This is a genomic window from Enterobacter cloacae complex sp. 394I7 (assembly GCF_057320345.1).
Genome location: NZ_JBXWCR010000012.1, coordinates 23,184 through 44,032 on the forward strand (window position 1 = coordinate 23,184; position 20,849 = coordinate 44,032).

General features: G+C 53.1%; 16 protein-coding genes and 2 pseudogenes. 7 read left to right on the top strand and 11 right to left on the bottom strand.

What is annotated here, in order from left to right; genetic code table 11:
- Window positions 1-179 precede the first annotated feature (179 nt).
- The 3 genes from umuD (at window position 180) to repE (ending at window position 3,087) form a co-directional block, all read left to right on the top strand.
- Window positions 180-611 (top strand): translesion error-prone DNA polymerase V autoproteolytic subunit, encoded by a 432-nt coding sequence (gene umuD / locus AC2FAP_RS22655; RefSeq protein WP_045261331.1) that lies wholly within the window; start codon window positions 180-182, stop codon window positions 609-611.
- The gene (locus AC2FAP_RS22660) at window positions 611-1,882 is read left to right on the top strand and encodes a Y-family DNA polymerase (protein WP_333063225.1); all 1,272 of its coding nucleotides are present in this window, start codon (window positions 611-613) and stop codon (window positions 1,880-1,882) included. The genes umuD and AC2FAP_RS22660 overlap by 1 nt, the downstream gene beginning before the upstream one ends.
- 443 nt (window positions 1,883-2,325) lie before the next feature.
- Entirely contained in the window at window positions 2,326-3,087 is a 762-nt protein-coding gene (gene repE / locus AC2FAP_RS22665) for a replication initiation protein RepE (protein WP_014172323.1), read from the top strand.
- 293 nt (window positions 3,088-3,380) lie between these two features.
- On the opposite strand, the gene AC2FAP_RS22670 is transcribed toward repE, so the two are convergent.
- Entirely contained in the window at window positions 3,381-4,739 is a 1,359-nt protein-coding gene (locus tag AC2FAP_RS22670) for a hypothetical protein (protein ID WP_119916869.1), read from the bottom strand.
- A gap of 231 nt (window positions 4,740-4,970) precedes the next feature.
- Here AC2FAP_RS22670 and AC2FAP_RS22675 point away from each other — a divergent pair, with 231 nt between their 5' ends.
- Both AC2FAP_RS22675 and AC2FAP_RS22680 read left to right on the top strand, forming a co-directional pair.
- Window positions 4,971-5,597 (top strand): ParA family plasmid-partitioning AAA ATPase, encoded by a 627-nt coding sequence (locus tag AC2FAP_RS22675; RefSeq protein ID WP_008502208.1) that lies wholly within the window; start codon window positions 4,971-4,973, stop codon window positions 5,595-5,597.
- Window positions 5,594-5,899, top strand: a complete 306-nt coding sequence (locus AC2FAP_RS22680; RefSeq protein ID WP_014172326.1) for a ribbon-helix-helix domain-containing protein — start codon at window positions 5,594-5,596, stop codon at window positions 5,897-5,899. The genes AC2FAP_RS22675 and AC2FAP_RS22680 overlap by 4 nt, the downstream gene beginning before the upstream one ends.
- Window positions 5,900-6,056: 157 nt before the next feature.
- Here the strand turns inward: AC2FAP_RS22680 and AC2FAP_RS22685 are convergent, their stop codons facing one another.
- The 5 genes from AC2FAP_RS22685 to AC2FAP_RS22705 form a co-directional block, all read right to left on the bottom strand.
- Window positions 6,057-6,839 (bottom strand): site-specific integrase, encoded by a 783-nt coding sequence (locus tag AC2FAP_RS22685; RefSeq protein ID WP_333063220.1) that lies wholly within the window; start codon window positions 6,837-6,839, stop codon window positions 6,057-6,059.
- A 66-nt stretch (window positions 6,840-6,905) separates the two neighbouring features.
- Window positions 6,906-7,514 carry a hypothetical protein gene (locus tag AC2FAP_RS22690; RefSeq protein WP_100122904.1) on the bottom strand — a complete coding sequence of 203 codons (609 nt, stop codon included), beginning with the start codon at window positions 7,512-7,514 and terminating at the stop codon, window positions 6,906-6,908.
- Window positions 7,515-7,558: 44 nt separating this feature from the next.
- On the bottom strand, window positions 7,559-7,897 hold the full coding sequence (locus AC2FAP_RS22695) for a hypothetical protein (RefSeq protein ID WP_239660960.1): 339 nt from the start codon (window positions 7,895-7,897) through the stop codon (window positions 7,559-7,561).
- An 886-nt stretch (window positions 7,898-8,783) separates the two neighbouring features.
- Window positions 8,784-9,164, bottom strand: coding sequence for a LysR substrate-binding domain-containing protein (locus AC2FAP_RS22700; RefSeq protein WP_014172336.1), 381 nt, complete (start codon window positions 9,162-9,164; stop codon window positions 8,784-8,786).
- A gap of 336 nt (window positions 9,165-9,500) precedes the next feature.
- Window positions 9,501-12,305, bottom strand: coding sequence for a TrlF family AAA-like ATPase (locus AC2FAP_RS22705; RefSeq protein WP_232937879.1), 2,805 nt, complete (start codon window positions 12,303-12,305; stop codon window positions 9,501-9,503).
- 430 nt (window positions 12,306-12,735) lie between these two features.
- On the opposite strand from AC2FAP_RS22705, the gene vapB reads away from it, so the two are divergent.
- Entirely contained in the window at window positions 12,736-12,966 is a 231-nt protein-coding gene (gene vapB, locus AC2FAP_RS22710; RefSeq protein ID WP_041163025.1) for a type II toxin-antitoxin system VapB family antitoxin, read from the top strand.
- Window positions 12,967-13,115: 149 nt separating this feature from the next.
- On the opposite strand, the pseudogene AC2FAP_RS22715 reads toward vapB, so the two are convergent.
- The 5 genes and pseudogenes from AC2FAP_RS22715 to AC2FAP_RS22735 all read right to left on the bottom strand — a co-directional run.
- Window positions 13,116-13,217: pseudogene (locus AC2FAP_RS22715) on the bottom strand (transposase); the annotation flags it as partial.
- Window positions 13,218-13,502: 285 nt separating this feature from the next.
- Window positions 13,503-16,583 (bottom strand): annotated as a pseudogene (locus AC2FAP_RS22720) (efflux RND transporter permease subunit).
- Window positions 16,580-17,710, bottom strand: coding sequence for an efflux RND transporter periplasmic adaptor subunit (locus tag AC2FAP_RS22725; protein WP_041163009.1), 1,131 nt, complete (start codon window positions 17,708-17,710; stop codon window positions 16,580-16,582). Before AC2FAP_RS22725 ends, AC2FAP_RS22720 begins: the two are co-directional and overlap by 4 nt.
- A 91-nt stretch (window positions 17,711-17,801) precedes the next feature.
- Window positions 17,802-18,983: a sensor histidine kinase gene (locus AC2FAP_RS22730; RefSeq protein ID WP_232937877.1), complete on the bottom strand. Its 1,182-nt coding sequence runs from the start codon at window positions 18,981-18,983 to the stop codon at window positions 17,802-17,804.
- Window positions 18,980-19,672, bottom strand: a complete 693-nt coding sequence (locus AC2FAP_RS22735) for a response regulator (RefSeq protein ID WP_041163010.1) — start codon at window positions 19,670-19,672, stop codon at window positions 18,980-18,982. The genes AC2FAP_RS22730 and AC2FAP_RS22735 overlap by 4 nt, the downstream gene beginning before the upstream one ends.
- 125 nt (window positions 19,673-19,797) lie before the next feature.
- On the opposite strand from AC2FAP_RS22735, the gene AC2FAP_RS22740 reads away from it, so the two are divergent.
- Window positions 19,798-20,586, top strand: coding sequence for a MipA/OmpV family protein (locus tag AC2FAP_RS22740; protein ID WP_045343606.1), 789 nt, complete (start codon window positions 19,798-19,800; stop codon window positions 20,584-20,586).
- Window positions 20,587-20,849 lie beyond the last annotated feature (263 nt).

Below are 20,849 nucleotides of genomic sequence, written 5' to 3' on the forward strand. Positions count from 1 at the left end.
GGCAAAATAAAAGCCCTATTTCTCATTATGAGTAATTTAAATGTCCCATAATGATATTAAATAGCATTTTGAGTAACTTAGGTTACTCACCCTGTTCATGAAGCAGGTGATCTGGATTATCCTCACGCTGTTAAATATACTGTATGCATATCCAGTATATTTAGACGTCAGGAGGAAAGATAAAACTGCAGCTTTTCAGCACCGGGAAAGCACTCCCGCCAAAGGCCCATCCGTTGTTTGCAGACCTGGCCAGCTGCGGTTTTCCGAGCCCTGCCGCTGACTATGTCGAGTCCGACCTGGATCTCCATGATTACTGCATACGGCACCCGAGCGCGACTTACTATCTCCGTGCCAGCGGTGACAGCATGTCCGACGGCAGCCTTTACAATGGCGATCTGCTGGTTGTGGACAGTGCAGAGAAGCCCCGGCACGGCGATATTGTTGTGGCCAGTGTGCAGGGGGAGTTTACGGTTAAACGGCTTCTGCTGACGCCACGACTGACGCTGCAGCCAATGAACGCCGCCTGGTCGCCGATTTATCCCGACCCGGACGATCTGGATATCTTTGGCGTCGTCACGCACATCATCCACCGCCCGAGGGAGATGTACTGATGTTTGCCCTGGCCGATGTGAACAGCTTTTATGCCAGCTGCGAACGTGTTTTCCGCCCTGATTTGAAAGGAAAGCCGGTTGTGGTGCTCAGTAATAACGATGGCTGCGTCATCGCAAGAAGTGCCGAGGCAAAGCCCTGGATCAAAATGGGCACGCCGTGGTTTCAGTTGAAAAACGAAACGTACCCGGAAAAAATATACGCGTTCTCAAGCAACTATGAACTTTATGCCTCGATGTCAGCGCGCGTGATGAGCTGCCTGGAGGAGCTGGCCCCAAGGGTGGAACAGTATTCGATTGACGAGATGTTCCTCGACCTGACCGACGTTGAGCACTGCATGGACCTGGAGGACTTCGGCCGGCAGCTGCGTCAGCACGTGTATGACTGTACCCGTCTGACCATCGGCGTGGGTGCCGGGCCGACGAAAACCCTGGCAAAATCAGCCCAGTGGGCCTCAAAGGAGTGGAAACAGTTTCGTGGCGTGCTCGCCCTGACCCGGGGGAATCCTCAGCGAACGCGGAAACTGCTTTCACTGCAGCCGGTCGAAGAGATCTGGGGCGTGGGAAACCGTATTGCACGCAAGCTCAATGTTCTTGGCATCAGGACCGCGCTTGATCTGGCCCTGACGAACCCGGCCTTCATCCGGAAAAATTTCTCCGTCGTTCTCGAGCGAACAGTGCGCGAACTGAACGGGGAAAGCTGCATGTCGCTTGAGGAAGCACCGCCTACTAAACAACAGATCGTCTGCAGCCGCAGTTTTGGCGAGAAGATCACTGAATACGATTCGCTGCGCCAGGCTGTCTGTCAGTACGCAGAACGGGCCTCAGAAAAGCTGCGTAAAGAGCGCCAGTACTGCCGGCATATTTCCGTATTCATCAAAACGTCTCCGTTCGCCGTTAAAGAGCCTTACTACGGCAACGTGGCCACGGAGAAACTGCTTACCCCCACTCAGGACACCCGGAACATCATTGCGGCCGCCACAACGGCTCTGGAGCGTATCTGGAAGGATGGGCACCGGTATGCCAAAGCCGGTGTGATGCTGAATGACTTCACCGGCTCCGGCGTTTCGCAGCTGCAGCTGTTCGACGAACGTCCTCCACGTCCTCACAGCGCTGAGCTGATGAAGGTTCTCGATGGCATTAATCATTCCGGGCTGGGACAGGTCTGGTTTGCCGGACGAGGGATAGCGCCATCATGGCAAATGAAACGCGACATGCTCTCCCCTGCGTACACCACCCGCTGGAAAGATATCCCCATAGCGAGGATCAGTTAAATTTCGCTTTTCAGAGAGAGCCAGTAGTGCTCGCCGCAGCCGAACGACAGGGCGAAGCCCGCGAGTGAGCGAGGAAGCACCAGGGAACTGCACTGACAAATTCTGCTTACGCTCGAATTCTAAAGGTTAGCTCCTTAAAGTTTATCCACTTATCCACGGACATATTTTTATAAGATCTTTTTAATAGGTTGTTAGGTTTACCTTTTTAGAACTCTTCTCAGCCCTTTATTCATGCGGGTTTGAGAAGGATCATTGTGACAATTTGCCCTTTCAGTGTGACAAATCACCCTCAACCTCCCTCTTAAAGGGTGACAGATTGCCCTTAACCCTGTGACAAATTGCCCTCATGATTTGCTGTATTCCACAAAGTTATCCCAACCTGTTGACTCTTTTTCAATTAGTGTGACAATCTAAATTCCTGTCACACTTTACACGGACCTGTCATGACGGAAGTTGCGGTTATCAACCATAAAAAACGTAAGAATAGCCCGCGAATTGTCCAGTCAAACGAACTGACTGAGGCGGCATACAGTCTTTCTCGCGATCAAAAGCGTATGCTTTATCTCTTTGTGGACCAGATCAGAAAATCTGACGGTACGCTCCAGGAGCATGACGGGATATGTGAAATTCAGGTCGCCAAGTATGCTGAAACCTTCGGGTTGACCTCCGCCGAGGCCAGCAAAGATATCCGTCAGGCTCTCAAGGGATTCGCGGGTAAAGAAGTGGTCTTTTATCGGCCTGAAGAGGATGCCGGGGAGGAAAAAGGTTATGAGTCCTTTCCCTGGTTCATCAAACGTGCCCATAGTCCCTCCAGAGGGCTTTACAGCGTCCATATTAACCCGTACCTCATTCCTTTCTTTATTGGCCTTCAGAACCGTTTCACACAGTTCCGACTAAGTGAAACGAAAGAGATCACAAATCCCTATGCCATGCGCCTGTACGAGTCACTATGCCAGTACCGTAAGCCGGATGGCTCTGGCGTGGTATCCCTGAAAATAGACTGGATCATGGAGCGCTATCAGCTTCCGCAAAGTTATCAGCGTATGCCGGACTTTCGCCGTCGGTTCCTGCAGGCGAGTGTCGATGAGATTAACAGCAGAACGCCAATGCGCCTGTCTTATATCGAGAAAAAGAAAGGCCGCCAGACGACTCATATAGTCTTTTCTTTCAGCGACATAATGTCGATCACACCTGAGAGAGCTTGAGGGTGATTTGTCACAATTAGCAGGGTGGTTTGTCACACTAGAGTTAAAGCTCTCAGGGTGATTTGTCACAGAAAAGTTTGCCTTCCTTTGCCCTGACTGGTTTTCAGGAACTAAATGGTACCTATTTTGTGCTTTAGAAACACTTATTGAGGGCAATTTGTCACACTTAGTTCAGTGCAGCTTGTCACATTTCCCCTCAGCCCAGAGTGTCGTTTGTCACACTTAAGAGCGCCCTTTCCACTTCTGGCTGAGGGTGTATTGTCACTATTTGAATTCAAAACCGCTGCCTGTAACTATTGGTGCATTTTCCCTGCACTAAAAATGTGTTTGAGCAGGCAGCTGTTAAATGTCCTGTCTGAATGTTCTGGCCAGCCCGGAGGATCAGTTAAGAGCACACCTTCCTGCTCCATCCAGCTATGTGTTTGTAGTTTACGCTCGACATACTCCTCGGATTCAGAGCCCATTGTTTCGATGATGAAAGTGGTAACTGTGTTTTCTTTGCTCGGAACCACATTCAGTATGAAGTCAGGATGAATGACCTCCTCCACCCCATTTTTAGTGCTCTTAGACGTAAAAAGTGGCTTGCTGAGGCTGATAGCATCCGGATGATTTTCCTGACGACCAGCATAGCTGCTGGCGTTTATTATTACCTTCAGTGTGTCGCGTTCTTTGTTGCTATCCACAGGCACAGGATTATCAAGCGTATACGCGGCATGCGCATAGCCCTCATGGCAGTAAACCTTACCATCCCTACCTCTGCGGTATTCCAGAATTGCCCAGTATGGGGCCCGACTGCCAGTGTTGTAGGTGCTTTCTCCATTGATACTGACTCGGGCTTCAGGCCTATGGATAAAAGTATTACTACGAACGCTAAAGGTTACTTCTTCCCGATTGGCATCGGTCGCAATACCAATGATATACACGCATGCCTCCTTATCACTGCTATCAGTCTGCAGTGAAATTTCCAGCTGAGTCAGCATGTCGTTAATCCGTTCGAGGGACAGCCAGGGCGCGCAACTGAACAGCATATTAAGCTGTCTTCCATTGCCCATTGTATGTTCATCCAGAACTTCTTTTATTCTATTGACCGAACCGACTAACCCCGGACTTTTATATTCAGGTACTAGTTCAAGTTGGTTCAGGCCAGCTGCCTGAATGAGAGTCAGCAATTTTCGGCCCAGAGCCGGAATGGGTTTAAGAGTTTTGCGTCGACGCTTACGGGGCACTACCGGCCCTTCCACAGCGTTGATTTTGTTGTCTTTCTTCTTGTCAGGTAACCAATCATTCCCGCCAACCGGATTTAATGGGCTGGTTTTTCCTTCAGTGATAGTGTTATCAGCATCCTTACTTTTCTTTAGCCTGAACAAAGGGCACTGTTCATCATGCTGTCTTGTCGTCTTGACGTGGCGTAACCTGGCAACGTTAACCTCGCAGTTAAAAGGACCTTCAATGTTCGGGTCATGTTCGACGCAATCACATTTTAACCACAGCTTACGGCGGTCCATTTCTTCAAGCACAGAATTTGCTATACGTAAATCAGCCTGAGCGGGTTTTCGACTGTTGCTGAAAACATGCAGCAATGCCTCTCTCTCTGCCAGATTCAGTTTCCTTTCAAGCCTTCCCCTTGGATTTTTTTTCCACACAAGGTCCATTGATTTACTCCTTCACTCAAAAGTGTGATTATGATATCAAGATAATATCTTGATATCATAGCAACTTATTAAGATAGCAAAGCGTTTAAACTTAATAATATCTTGTTGAATTACATTGTCTTATTAACATAACAAGTTAACATGATAGCAAGATACAAGCGCCGGAGATATTGAAAATTATTTTTTAATATCCTATTATCTTAATAAGATAACAAACAAGGTGTGCGGAATATGATCATTGTTCTTGGTAGTCAAAAAGGTGGAGTAGGTAAAAGTACGCTCGCAGTTTCTATCGCTGCATATCTTATGGCGCTAGGAAAGCGAGTTCTCATTGTAGATGCCGACGATCAAAAATCAGTACTGACCTGGTATAACAATCGACCAGAGAACTTGCCTCATATGCCTGTGACTGGAGCGTCCGGCAACATCAAAGCCATGCTAAAAGAGCATGAAAAATCTTATGACTTTGTAATCGCCGATTGTGCTGGCCGTGACAGTGCAGAGATGCGAAGCGGATTAATGGCTGCAGATGTGTTTATTTCCCCTTTACGACCGTCCCAAATGGATTTGGATGTCGTACCACATACATGCTCTGTTTTTACTGCAGCTAAAGATTTCAACGAGTCTGTACGTGGGTATTTAGTGTTGAATATGACACCAACTAACATGTTCGTTAATGAAGCTAATCAGGCAGCGGATGTTCTCAAAGACTTTCCGGAAATGAATCTGTCTAATGCTCGCGTGTGTGACAGAAAAGCTCACAGGGATGCCTGGGCCGAATCAATGACTATTTTTGAAACACAGAACATCAAAGCCCAAGAAGAAATTGAAGCTCTGGTTAAGGAGATCATTCTGTGAGGAATAGAGCACATACACCGCCAAGAGACGAAGCTTCGTTTATAAACGGAGGCACAGCTGGCCTCACTGCAAAAAATCCAGATGAACCAAGTAATAAATCTGCGACTAGTAAAGCAAAACCAGTCAGTATCTCTCTTGCTGAAGAGAATCTTAACTCAATCGATAATGTCATTAAGGAAGAGATGTTATCAGGGAACAGGAGAGTAAATAGATCCGATGTAGTTAGAGCTGCAGTGATGGCATTAGAAAATTTATCACGAGAAGAAATCTCTCAACTGATTGAAAAATCGAGATTAAAGTAATAACAACTTAACAACTTAACAACTTGTGAAGTTGGTAGTTAAAGGTGGCATGGTTACTAAGTTAATCAGATAGTAAGATAGTAAGATAGTAAGATAGTAAGATAGTAAGATAGTAAGATAGTAAGATAGTAACTTACCATCTTGTTACCTTGCTATCTTAGTCACCTGTTTTTTTAAGCAACGCCACCGCCTCATCGCCCGGCATCTGGAACTGCACCCGGTGCCGTGCTGCCACATCCAGCGCAAACACCTTCGTATACACCTCCGTCGAGCTGATGCTCTTATGTCCCATTAAACTCTGCAGCACCTTCAGCGGTATGCCTGCGTACAGCATGTGCATCGCGTAGGAATGGCGGAATGTGTGCGGGGTCACCGGCACGGAGAACGTCACCCCATCGGCCGCAGCCGTTTCAACCGCTTCGCTGAGCCAGGTGCGGACCGTCCGATCGGTAATCTCCCAGATACGTGCCTTCTCGGTTCTGCCGCTTCGCTTGTTACGACGTTCAAGAGGTATTTTCAGAGTGGCCACCATCATCTCCAGCTGGCTGACATAGCTCGCATCAGAAAGCGGAACCAGGCGATGCGTCTGACTGCCGGCAGGCGAACGGCCGGCAGTTCGGGCCGCTTTTTCCGCCCGCTGCTTGAGTGTGGCCAATTGCACGAACGGGTAGGGCGGCTCCAGCGAAAAATCCCCTCGAGTAAGCGCCAGTGCCTCGTTAATGCGGGCGCCCGTATTCCAGAGGGTGGCCAGCAGCATCTTACGGTGCAGATCGGGCACATAGTGGAGCAGGGCGCTCACTTCCGGCGCCAGCAGGTATTTCGGTAGTTCGTCCTGAACGAGCGCCATCTGCCGTAAGGCCAGTGCTGCGGGATAGTCGATGGTCACTGGCAGGGCGGCCATTGAGCCCTGAGAAGTAGCTGAAGGTATGAGGCCAGTCATGATCGGTATCTCAGTATCATTAGTTGTTCAGGTAAGTCTGATGGTTTTTCGCGCCGTTTCTGGCTGTCAGAAGCTGTCCAGAATTTGATTCCATTCGGCCTTACAGTCCAGCAGGTACCGGAGGCCGTTGTCGACCCCGTCAAGTAAATCGGAAGCCTCTCCCATTTTTTCCCCAAAGCGGCGGGTGTTGACGTAATGAATTCCTTCAAGGCTCCGGGTGCCGTCATTTCTCCTGGCATATCGGAAATCTGTCGCCCGTTCATCAGCCTGGTGAAGAGCTTTAACCACCTCTTTGACGATTTTAAAATCGGAAGATCGGTAGCTGTCATCAACCTCCAGGATCAGCTTTTGTGCCAGCGGCCATAAGGTATTCAGGTTATGGTCATCTTTTTTGTACTGGTGTTTATCTGGCTCTTCTGCCAGCGCCAGAGCCAGTCCGATAATCTGTTTGATAAGGAGTTCGATGTGATGCCTGTAGAGAAACAACACCGGATAAACCAGAAAATCCTGGTCCCGCCCGGATTCATCAATGTGTTTAATCAGAATGTCAGCAGCCCGCCTGTAACCTTCAGTGTAAGCTGTGCCGTGATCACGCATGTAATTCAAACATGCGTTGTTGTGCCAGTCGCTGTCGCTTGCCAGTAACCCCGGCTCTGACGTTTGTTTCTTTTTCATGGCTTTTTCTGTTCCGATGATCTGCTGCGAACTCCCGCCCTCAGCTACAGTTGTTCAGCCGCAGCTTTTGCGATCTCATCCACCGCTTCCCTTACCGAGAAAGGCCGGGCCTGCTTTTCTGAAAAATGCACCCAGTAGCACAGATGTGATGCCCAGGTCTGACCGTTCTGACGGGGTTCCAGGTCAACAGTAAAGGATGTGATGGTCCGTCCGTTCAGTCCCCAGCTTTCACAGCAATCGCAATAATTCAGATAAAGCGCCTTCAGCTCTTCAAAAAAGTTGCCCTCCTTTAACGGCCCCTTTTCTTTAACAGCCTCACGCTGATCCATGAAATAGCTCACGGCGGCTTTTTTGGATTTAAATTCCTTCTGACCAATCTTCACCGGTATTGAACGTCCCATCCTGATCTCCTTTCTGGTTTGCTGGCAAATAGTCACTCAGAGTAATTATGACGGGCGGCAGATCTGTCTGCGCACAACCCTGCGTCTGTCACCCGGATTATTTTACCCTGTTGTTATCATTTGCATGATGATAATAAGCAGGCATATAACCACGTAATTAAATTACCGGATGGCCGTTTCGACGTGATCCGATTTTTTGCGTATTTAACAGTTTTCGGAAGTGTACCACGCACACGAAATAAGCAAAGCGGCAATATCTGCCCCTGCACGACGGGTCACGGGGAAGGGGATAAACACAACATATAGAAGAAAACGCAGCTGACGGCGTGGCACATGTTGTGTTTCTGCGCCGCTGCGCGCCGGTGCGTCTGAGGGAGATCCGGAACTGGAAGTTTTCGGATCCTTGCGGAGGAGAAGATTGATTATTGCATGAGAGTTACCAAAAGTGACGGATTGTTGCTAATAAACGATTATTGTATTTAAGGAATAAATAATAGCTTACTATTGCTAAAAATGGATTAATCATCCTCACGGCGAATCGGCGATGAAGCGGCATCCATCATTTTCACCCTGAATGTGCTTTTACTGACCTTTGACATTGCGGCCACCCTTTGAGGCCGCTTTGTGCCATGAGCGGGCCCTTCTTAGCGCGTCATTCAATCTTTGAACAGGCTCATTTCTTCAGAGAGCCAATGCCTTAAAATGGTTATTTTGAATGAATCCTGATTATCTGGACAGCAGACTAAATCGTACCCCGCTCAGCCTTAAGCTTGTACTGTGGAAACGGAACAACAAGTCTTCCAGCAGTTACATCATCTGCAATCAGCACACTGCGTCCTAGAGCAACTCCTTCGCCACGTATAGCAGCCTACGTCGCCATGCTGCCAAGAGTCCATAAGGGCTCCTTATGGCAACTGAAATTTTTTTCTCCGGCTAACTCAAACCATGCCTTCCAGTTCGCCTGCATTCTATTCTCATGAAGAAGAACGCAGTTAAAAAGTTCCTTAATCTCTGTCAGAACATTATGTTTCTCAAGAAAACTAGGACTACAGACAGGGGTGACTGTTTCATCGAACATACGTTCAGACGAAACATCTCGATAGTTACCAAGGCCGTAACGAATTGCAGCATCAACCTGACCATCATTAAGATCCACATTAATGTCAGTCACATCCAGTTCAATATCAAATTCAGGATATCTCTGCCTGAACCGGTTGAGACGCGGAGCTAACCATTTAGAGGTAATCACATCTACCGGTCTGACAGTGCAATCATGTATCTATATGCTCAAAGCATAAACTATAAATCACTGCTGTGAGCGGGTAATGGCCAGGGTACCTCTCTTTAAGTCATCTAAAATGACTCCGAGATGTCTGTTAAACCCGTGGCGATTCAATTATCTATTATCAAAAGATAAATGCTGAGCCATCTTATACCCATTTATCAAATGCCTCGTTTAATTTGTCCTACTTTCGGGGGCAGTACACACAGCGCGTGGCGAAAGTTTCAGGTTATGGGGATTATGTTTATGGTCAGTTCTTGCCGAAACCGCAGAGCACGGCAAGAACTGAAGCGCCGTTTAAGTCTACAAGCCATACTTGCGCTCTCTTTCCTTAAAGGCCTGGATCCCCCCTTCCAGAATTTCGCAAACGTGCTCCCTGATGCCCCGGGTGTGCAGACGGCCAGAATCGTCCTGCGAGGTGAACGAGCATTCTAGTGAGCCAGTATAATATTCAAACCGAAACTCACTGTTCTCAATGCCCGAACGTTGGCCACTCTGATTAGAAACAATCACGCATTCGGCATCTGTTCCAACAACGAGGTTAGCATTGTGCGTCACCATGATGATCTGCCGGTCTGCCTTTCGCTGCCTCACGAAATCATTGAGCTGGGAATAAATCGTCCGGTTATCGAGATTGTCTTCAGGCTGATCAATAAGGATAGGGTGTCGTGAATTGCTCAGGTGCAGGATCAGGTTGAGCAGTACAAGACCTCGCTTGCCCGGCGACATCTGCACAATATCATCTCCCCGGTAACGCACTGAAAAATCAATCAAGTAGCAGTCATCATAGAGGTAATTCAGAATATCAGAATCCTCAATACCCTTACGAAGAGCGGGTGCAACGCCCCCGTTTCGGTACCGTTCATAGATGCTTGCTATCGTGTCCGCATGCCTGTTGGCGGAAAATGCGTAGCCGCCTTTTGGGTTGGTTAGGTCGCCGAGCAGAAGGTTTATGTTTCCTCGCCGGTCAAAGCAGCCAGTGAAGCGATCAAACTTCTCAGCATTGAAGGATATGCGAGCGGTCACGCTAATTTCACCTGCTGGGTGATATTCAGGCTTGCTGAGCTCGTTCACGTAAGCCTGGTAAAGGCTAGTCAGGCGCGCATATTCTGTCTGGAGCTGACTTTTAGTGTCATTGCCTTCCTGTAAAATGGACTTCCGTCGTTCAGACAATTGCTGTAGCTGTCTAAGCTTTTCGTTTTCCTTCTCCAGCGCAGCTGTGGCCGCTTTGAGCGTTTCCTGATCGGTAATTTTTACCGACAAAGGAAGCAGCGTTTCCTGTTTGGCCGCATTTTCGGTGTCTATCCGCCTCAGCTTGGCAGGGATGCTGTCAAAACGGGCCTCGTGGAGACAAATGAAGTCACTGACGGCTGCTGCCAGGCTGGCCTCCAATTGACGGAGGCATTTCTCCAGAAAGGAGGAATTATCAGGCAGCGGAGAGTCCAGCCTGAGTTGATCGGTAAGGCTTTGTATCGAGCTACCGGCATATCGCTTAAGGCTTTCTTTCAGGCTGCTACTTGCACCGGTAAGATCATCTATCGCGCGCCGACGGGAGTGAAGGGTGTCTGTGCGCTGTCTCAGCGCTAAATACTGTTTTTCTTCTTCCGGTGTAAACGATGCCTGCTTCCTTAGCTGGGCTATCCTCTCTTCCTGCCGATGGATTTCATCGCTTACAGCCTTTTCCGTGCCATATTTCTCCATTTCCTTACCGCATTCGCTATATTTTTTGCGCAACTCGTTAAGATAATCAATTCTGGTTTTTATGGCCCGTATCGACGCTTCCCTTTGCGCGGCATTTCCCACGGCGAAAACTTTGAAAGTATTATTCTGGTGCAGGATCTCCTCGACTAGTTGATTAAGCTGGATCTGCCCGCTGCGTTCGGCAAGATGATTAATATACAACTGCGGAATATAGGTTACAGGCCGGGTCTCGTCATCATGCAGTGAACTTACTTCCCCGTTTCCCCACGTGACATCAACATCGAGACTATTAAGGTCGCCATAGACTGCCTGTCCTGAAATTTTCATTTTCTCGCTTACCTCACTGGCGTTGATAGCACACGCCATGTGGTAAAGCAGCAGAGATTTTCCTGAAGACTTCCCGCCGATGATCGCATTCAGGTCGGGACTGAAATGGACGGGCTGGTCTGAAAAAAGTGCTTGGCCGCTGCGGTCAGTAAAGCGGACGTGTTTAATATACTGATAGGGTGTTTTTGTATGGGGGGACGTTTTCTGGATCCTGACACGTGTGTGATCGTAAAGCACCTGTTTTAATCCCGCAAAAGTAGGATCGGCTTTAATCCAGCAAAAACGGTCTTGGTCGGGACGGAAGATTTTTGTCAGCCCATGTGCATCCGAGCCGTGAAAACAGGGGAGTAGCTTGCCGTATTTACGGATGACCTCAGCCCTGCTGTCGCTGCCACGGCCCTGAAAATACTCACAATCCTGTGGGTTACCTGAAAAAATCGCATCCACCAGACGGTAGATATTCTGCCGGATAGCAAGAAGACCGTTGTCACGTAGCCCAGAGATTCCATCCCCTGAGCTGTTAGATGCGATGATGATAGCATTGTCCCGCAGCCAGGTTTCACCCCTAATCCAGTCCTCAAAGGCGTCAAAAGAGGGCTTGAACTGATTAATGCCGTCGCGCAGATTTCTTTCGGGAGAGGACAGCCCTGCCACCGCAATCCCCAACTCAGTTAATTGCTGATCGCTGCAGGAGTAATTCTGCCCGTCGTAACGAAAAAACAGCCGGCCCAAGGCATGTTTTATTTTGTCAACGTGACCAACATCTTCCGGATTAATAATTAGATGAATATTCACACCTTTATCTTTCTGCGTCTCTGGCGTGATGCGAAATTCTATATTAGGAAAAACGGCCTCAATATTGGCTATCCGTCCCTGCGCACGATATGAGAGCAGCCTCTCATACCCGGTAATGGTGCAGTAATCGGTCGCGCCCATGACAGCGATCTCGTCACTAAATGCTTCAATTGCAGAAAGATAAGCATCCCAGTCATTCCCATACTGATTTTCAAGTGATGACTGAGGGGTATGCACGTGCAGATCCCATTTACGCCAGTCTGAGCCATTCGGGAATCGCTTCACTGTGATCTCCTCTTAAAATGCCTATCAGAAATTGAACTCTGCGATTACGCAACCCGTCGGTACAGACCATAACCTAATAGTTAGCACGAACCTTTACAAGCACATATGCGTGAGCACATAGGTACTTATTCTCAACATAAGAATGCGGCCTAACAGATTTTTTCACCATTACGGTATAGGTGACAGATGATGCCAAAACTGATGTGACAGAGACGGTTACCCCTCCTGAAGAAAATTCTTACCAGCTAAAGCCTCTTTAATTTCTCCAAATCGGTTACCACAAGAGATCCGGAACTATCTTTTTTTTTCGGATCTGTGGAGAAAAAGAGTGGAACTAGGATATGCCATGCATCTGCATCTGAACACATCCGCTGTCAGGAACATCAAACCGGATATTTTCCACATTCCACTCTGCCGGGAGAGAAATAACATGAGAATCGTATCTATTTTTAAAAACGGCAATAACCGTGCTATTCGCCTGCCCCGCGATCTGGATTTTGAGGGAGTGGGTGAGCTGGAGATCGTCCGGGAAGAGGACAGCATCATTCTGCGTCCCGTCTGCCTGGCTTGGATTACATTCCCCCTGCTGGGAAAAACTTCTCCTGATTTTTTGACGGAGTGTGAAGGCGTTATCAGCGACAACGGACGGGGTAAGCTTTGAACAGGACGTAGATGCTTGATACCAGACTCTGCGCGTTCATCCTGCGAGAGCTAGCGGAAGCCGTGCTCAGCTGCCTGGAGCAGCCGGTGATGCACAATCACAGCAGCGTGATCTCGCCCATCACCTGAGCCGAAGTGTCACAGGTCCCGCGTGAGGTCGGCCTCCCGGCAGACATCTTTAACGCTTCGTCCGGCTTCAACCGACTTAATCACAGCGATCATCTGATGCTCAGTAAAACGGGCTTTATGCATAGCGATCTCCTTCGTTGGCAGATTGATTATGCCGGATGATCTCTAAATGTGACTGGCACGATTATGCGGGATACGTTTAGATCCATGATTAAAATATTTTTTCTTACTTGGTGGCAGTACGAGAGCGATTGAAAGTATTCTATAAGAAAAATACTACGTATTTAATTGTTAACGCGCCTTATCCTGGATGGCGGTGAAAAACGTAGTCGCAGCGCTGTCTCCGTCAATGAATACGAAACTTGTCACATATCCGGGCGTCGAATTATGAGGGGACCGGAGATGTATTCATTCCTCATTCCTCTTAATAGTCGCCTGTTCAAGCTGAATCACCAAACTCATGGCCGCCGGAAGAACGGTCAGGGTCACCAGAGTTGCCACAAACAGTCCCCCGATGATGACGTAAGCCATCGGGCCCCAGAAGACCTGTTCCGCGATGGGGATCATCCCCAGTATGGCTGCGCTGGCGGTCAACAATATCGGGCGGGCACGGTGTTCTGCTGCAGCAATAATGGCATCATCACCGGCCATGCCCTTGTTCTTATTGTCATCCACTTCGCTGATAAGAATGACTGCGTTGCGGATTATCATCCCGGCCAGCGCAATAATCCCCAGCAGTGCCACAAAGCCCATCGGCGTACCGGTCGGCAGTATGGCCAGCACGATACCAATGAGTCCGAACGGGGCCATCAGCAACGCCAGCAGCATCCGGGAACAGCGCTGCAGCTGTATCATCAGCAGGATCAGCATCGCGCACAGGGTCACCGGCAGCACGGCATACACCGAGCGGTTACCCTTGTCCGACTCGGCCACCGTGCCACCTTCCTCTATATGGTAGCCGGGCGGAAGGGTCGAGCGAAGTTTGTTCACTGCCGGCAACAGGTGTTACGATACCACCTCTGCACGCATGCCGGGGGCCAGGTCCGTCTGCACGGTGATATACGGCAGACGCTGTCGCCGCCAGATCACCGGGTCGTCGACACCCCATGTCAGAGTGGCCACCTGGCCGAGCGGAATTTTATCTCCCCGGTCATTCGTCAGCAGCATTCCGGACAGCGTCGAGAGGTCCTGCCGCTCGGCGTTATCCGCACGCAGCACCACGTCAATCATCCGGTTATGGTCGCGTACCGTGGTCACGGTACTGCCCGACCAGATGGCATTCAGCGCCTGCGCAATACTTTCTGAAGACAGCCCCGCCGCCCGCGCGGCCGTCTGGTTCACCTGTAACGTGATGACCCGCTGCGGCTCGCCGGCGGTAAGGTTCACCTCACGTGTCACGGGACTGCTACCGAGAGCTGAGGCCAGGGAATGAGCGACAGTCTGCACCCGCGCATAATCCGGGCCGGTGATGCGGTATTTCACCGGCCAGCCGACCGGTGGGCCGAGCTCCAGTGGCGAGACGCGGGTGGTGATGTCACTGAACTCCCGGGCCAGCAGGGTGACAAGCTGCTGCCTGAGCCGGTCCCGGGATTCAAGGTCTTTCGCCACCACAACCAGCTGGGCGGTATTCTCATTGTCCAGCAGGACATCCATCGGCAGATAAAAGCGGATGGCACCCGACCCTGTGTAGGCGGAGAAATGGTCCACGTCTGGATTGTGAAGCAACGCCTGCTCCAGACGGACGGTCTGCCGGGCCGTTTCAGTCTGTGAAGCATTTGCCGGCAGCGTCAGGCTGACCAGCAGTTCGGGCCGGTCCGAGGCCGGGAAAAATTCCCCCTGCATAAAGGTGGTACCATACGCGGCCAGAACCAGCAGGCCGAGTGCCGAGGCCAGCGTCATCAGCCGGTGACGCAGGGCCAGCAGCAGCAGACGGTGATAACCGCGCCTGAGCCGGCCCGACGCCTTGTGTTCGTGCGCGTTGCGCAGTTGTGCCGGTAATATCCAGACGCCTGTCAGCGGGGAGAACAGTACCGCCACTACCCACGAACACAGCAGCGAAATCAGCACCACCGCAAACAGGGTAAAACAGTATTCCCCGGCACTGGAGGCCGCAAAGCCGACCGGAATAAACCCGGCAATCATCACCAGGGTGCCGGTGAGCATCGGGAAAGCCGTGGTTCTGAAGGCGCTGGTCGCCGCCTGCCTTCGTGAGTCTCCCTCCTCCAGACGGGAGACCATCACTTCAATGGTTATCATGGCGTCGTCGACCAGCAGCCCCAGGGCAATAATCAGCGCGCCCAGCGAGATACGCTGCAGACCGATGCCGCACAGCAGCATCACCGTGAAGGTCATGGCCAGCACCAGCGGAATGGCCGCCGCCACCACCAGGCCGGCCCGCAGGCCCAGCGATACAAACGACACGGCCAGCACGATGACCACCGCCTCGGCCAGTACGCGAACAAACCCGCTCACCGCCTGGCCGACCACCGCCGACTGGTCGGCCACCTTCACCATCTCTATGCCATGCGGGAGTTGCTGACCGAGGGCCTGCATCCGCGCGTTCAGGGTATGACCAAATTCCAGCATGTTGCCGGTGGCGGCCATGGATACGGCCAGCCCGATGGCCGGCTGACCGTTCACCCGGAACGCCGGCGCGGGGGGCTCAGCCGTTTCACGCCGGACGGTGGCAATGTCGGCCAGGGGAATGTAGCGCCCGTTCACGTGCAGCGTGACCGCCCGCAGGCTATCCTCCGAGGTCAGCGCCCCGCTGACCCGAAGAGCCACATTTTCCCGGTCCGTGCGAAGTGTGCCCGACGGCACGACGTCGTTCTGTGCCTTCAGGGTGTCGCTCACCTGCTGCAAATCCAGCCCCATGCCCGCCAGTTGACGGGGCGAGAAGGACACCACTAACTGCTCCTCCTGCACGCCAACCAGGGTTATTTTTCCCACGTCCGGAAGTGACATCAGGCTGCGCCGGATGTCCTCAACCCGGTCGCGCAGCTCGCGCGGGGTGAACCCTTCGGCGGTAAAGCCATAAATTGTGCCGAAGGTGTCGTCAAACTCATCATTCACCGCCGGTCCCTGCACCCCCTCCGGCAGCGAGGAGGTCACGTCCACCATTTTCTTGCGCACCTGATACCAGATATCTGCCACTTTTCCGGGCGGCGTGTCGTCGCGCAGGTTAACAAATATCACCGCCTTCCCTGCGTGCGAGTTGCTTTCTACATAGTCCAGGTACGGAATTTCCTGCAGTTTTTTCTCCAGCGGGTCAGTCACTAAATTCACCGTATCCTGCACGGTGGCCCCCGGCCACTGCGCGGACACCACGGCGGTCTTGATGGTAAAAGCGGGGTCTTCATTGCGCGGGAGCTGCTCATAGCTCAGGATGCCGGCCGCCATCACCATTAGCATCAGGAAGGTGATAAGTTGCTGATGCCTGAGCGCCCACTCCGACAGGTTAAAGGTCTGCTTCAGGGAGGAGTGACTCATTCGCCCGTCTCCCCGGAAGCCACCACCTCTCCCTCACGCAGTTTGCTGACGCCGGCGGTCACCACCCGCTCCCCCGGCCGGATGCCGGCAATGACCAGGATGTCGGATGCCGTAAAGCCGGCAAGCGTAATCGGCCGTAGCTGCAGCCGCCGGGAGGCGTCGTCCACCACAAACACCGCCGGGATGTCCTGCCTCCGAGTCAGGGCTCCGGAGGGCAGGCGCATCACGGCAGGCCCGGTACCCGCCAGTTCGACCTGGACGCTGGCACCGAGCGCCATGGCCGGCGGCGGGTTATCGAGGATGACGCGTACGCGCCAGGTCCGGGTCTGCGCATCGGCCTGCGGACTGATGTCACGCAGTGTACCGGTGACCGACACAGCCGGATCAGCCAGTAGTGACACGCTGAAACTGCCAGCAGGGTGCGAAAACGCCTGCGGGTCCGCCACGTCAATCACGGCGTCACGTCCGCTGCTCACCGCCAGCGTCACCACCGCCTGACCGGCGCTGAGCACCTGGCCGGGCTCGGCGCTGACCTGCGTGACCACACCGGTGGCCGGGGCAACAAGACGCGTCCAGTTCAGATTCTCCCGGGCGGTATTCAGGGCCGCCTCACTGCTGCGCCGGCGGGCCACGGCGGCCTGCCAGTCTGACCGGGCCGTATCCAGCTGCACGCGCGCGATGGCACCCGAAGGCATCAGCTGCGTCATTCGCCGGAGATTAAGTACCGCCAGCTGCTCCGCCGCCCGCGCGCTTTCAAGGTCGGCACGCGCGCTGTTCAGCTGGTTCTGACTGGTGTTGTTTTCCAGCGTGCCCAGTATCTGTCCTGCAGCGACATGGTCACCCACGTCCACGGACCGGGTCAGCAGCCGTCCGTCGAGGCGAAACCCGAGGGGCACCTCATCGTGCGGACGAATTTCACCGGTCTGCCGTAATGTTCCGGCAACCGAAGGTGCGGGGACCTTCACGGTGTGAACCGGGCGCGGCGGTACCGTTTTTTCCGGCTTGTCCCCACAGGCGGCAAGCAGAAGACACACCGGCAGCAACAGCGCGCTTAGCGGCGCAGTCGTGAAAAGATGACGCAGCGCCTGCCGCATGCAGTCGGTGAATTCGGGGAGGTTTTCCGTCATGGCCGTATTCCTGAACAAAGATGCCGCCATTACACCGGCGCTCTGTCAAGATACGGCCTGCGTTGCGTCAAGAACGGGTCAAGAGCGCGAATTATTTCCGGTCGTGATGTGCCGGCAGGGTGACGGTAATGACCAGCCCTCCCATCTCTCCCGGCGCGGCGTGAATGGTTCCCCCGTGAGCCTCACAGATACCCCGTGCGATGGATAATCCCAGCCCGCTGCCGCCCGAGTGGCGCGCCCTCGACGACTCTCCCCGGGTGAAGCGCTCAAACATCACCGTCAGAAAATCCGCCGGCACGCCCGGTCCCCGGTCACGAAACACCATCCGGGCCCCCTCAGGGGTCGCCTGTGCGGACACCGAGACCTCCCCGCCTTCAGCCGCATAGCGCAGGGCATTTTCCAGCACGATGGTGATGACCTGTCCCAGCCGGACCGGGTCCGCCAGGGACAGGCAGGGTTCATGGGAGGTTACGCTCAGGATCATACCGGCGGCCTGCGCCTGTGGCCCAAGCCAGGCCGTCCGCTCGCGCAACAGGGCGGTGAGATCGGTTTGCGTTTTATTCAGCATGAGCTGCCCGGCATCCGCCAGCGACAGCAGGTGCAGTTCATCCGTGAGGCGGCTGAGCAGCTGAAGCTGTTTCATGACCATCGCCAGTTGCCGGGACTCGGGCGTAAAGACGCCGTCCATCATACCCTGCAGTCGGCCGATGGCCGCCGTCAGCGGAGAGCGGAGCTCATGCGCCATCGCAACGTGGGAGGCCCTGAGCTCACGGTCATAGCGTGCCAGCTGCTGCATCATGGTATTGAAGTCCTGCGTGAAGCGGGCCATTTCCAGCGGCGCGTTGTCCACCTGCACCGCCCGGGCACTAAAGTCGCCAGCAGCAACGGCGCGCGCTGCCGCGGCAAGGCGACTGAACTGCAGGGAGAGCGGACGGGCCGCCCGCAGCCCGAGGACGACAATAAACGGTATCATCACCCCCACCAGTATACCGACCATCAGCCAGTCCGCAGAGGCAATGGAAGGGTCGGAATACCTGACGCCCCACCACGTGTCGACAATCTCATGAAAGCGGGCCAGATTGGTTTCAGGATGTGCGCGCAGGAGGATAAATTCATCACGCAGGGTGGACGGCATACGGTGCAGGTTCCACAGGTTCTGCACGGCAAAACGCAGCCACATGCACACGGCAATCACCACCACGGAACCGATGGCCAGCGCCAGAATTCGCACGCAAATCCAGCGCCAAAGGGTCTGCTGCTGTAACGTGTTCATGGCTGAGAGAACCGGTAGCCCACACCGCGCACGTTGACCAGCACGCCGGAAATTCCTGCAGTCTCCAGCTTCTTGCGCAGGTTATAGACGTGCGTGTCCACCGAGCGCTCCAGCGCATCACTCTCCGGCAGGCAGTGCTCCAGCAGGTGCTGGCGGGAGAAGGGGCGCACCGGTGCCTGCATCAGGGTCGCCAGGAGGCTGAACTCTGTCGGCGTGAGCATAAGTGCTGCGAACTCTCCGCGCTCATCCCTGACGCCGGCAGTCATCATCGCTGTATCCACCTCGAGCCCCAGCCAGCGCAGCAGGGGTGTTTCCGGCGTCTGCGTCATACGTCGCAGCACCGCCTGCACCCTGGCCACCACCTCTCCTGGGTTGTAGGGCTTGACCACGTAGTCATCCGCCCCGTAACGCAGGGCCCCTATCCTGTCGGGGATATCTCCCATAGCGGTAACCATGATAACCGGAATATTCCCCCTTCGGCGCACCGCCGCCAGCACCTCCGTACCGTTCATGCCGGGCAGCATCACATCCAGCAGGATAAGGTCCGGTTTCAGCCGCTGGCTCATTTCCAGCCCCGTCGGCCCGTCACCCGCCACGCTGACCGCATAATTCTCACGCGCAAGATAGGCACTGAGCACGTCCGCCGCGTCGGCATCATCTTCAATTATCAGTATTCGATTTCCGGACATTCCAGCCACCTTGACCGTTTCTTCATAAATTCCTGGCAGTTTACTGACACTGCCACTGCATACTCGCCCCTGAACAGACGCCACATGCCTGGCGGTCGTCCCCAAACCGTTGCTCAGGAGCCACGATGATAACCAGAAAACTGATGCTTTACATGACCTGTTTCGCGCTGACCGGTCTGGCGACCACCGCCCGTGCCGATGACGCCAGTCCGCAGCAATCCATGATGTCGGTGGGCCTCGCCGGTCAGAATCTGCCCCGTTACAGTGGGTCAGACAAGCGGCGCTGGCAGCTAATTCCACTGGTGCAGGCCCGCGACGGGGCATTCTTCCTGGATACGCAAAAGGGGATAGGCTATGACCTGCAGAGCGATAGTGGCCTCTACCTGGAACACACCCTGGGCTATAACCTGGGTCGTTCAGACCGGAATTCGGACTGGCGGGACGGCAGCGATAAGCTCCGGCGCATGGGGAACATCAGGGCTACCGTCAACACCGCCTTTGCGGTGGGCTGGACAGTGACGCCCTGGCTGACAGTGGAAGGGAGAGCCACGCTCCCGCTGAGCGACAGCCAGGGGGGGAATTACCAGACGTCTGCCACGCTCATTCCGCTACAGACCGCCAGCGACACCGTAGCGTTTTCCACGGCGGCACTGTTTGGTGACAGCCGGTATATGAATACCGTTTACGGTGTCAGCGACCGGCAGAGCGCGCGCACAGGTTATGCCCCGTATCATGCTGCCGGAGGATTTTATGGCACCGACAGCAGCCTGACATGGAGCCATCAGTTTACAGCGGCGTGGGGCACGCTAATCAGCCTCGACTACACCTGGCTGGACAGCCATGCGGAAAAGAGCCCGGTTGTCTTTCGGCACAATGAAACATCGGCTTCCTTTGGGGTGCTATACACCTTCTGAGTCATCGGGTGTTGCATTACAGAATGCCCTGGCAGAATTCTCTCTTTGGAGAACTGGCACTGTGGCGTCCGCACACCACAGTGGGTATTTATTGTGAAATACGATATTGTTTTCTTACTCCTCATACTCCTGTTTTTTTTCTTCGCTTATTCTCTGCTGGGTGTGTATTTATACAGCTACAGCGTTGTTATGGCTTAATCGCAATCGGTGACCACGAGTGCATCTGGCTGGTCAGATGACTGGCAGTCAGGCGAACGGAAGGG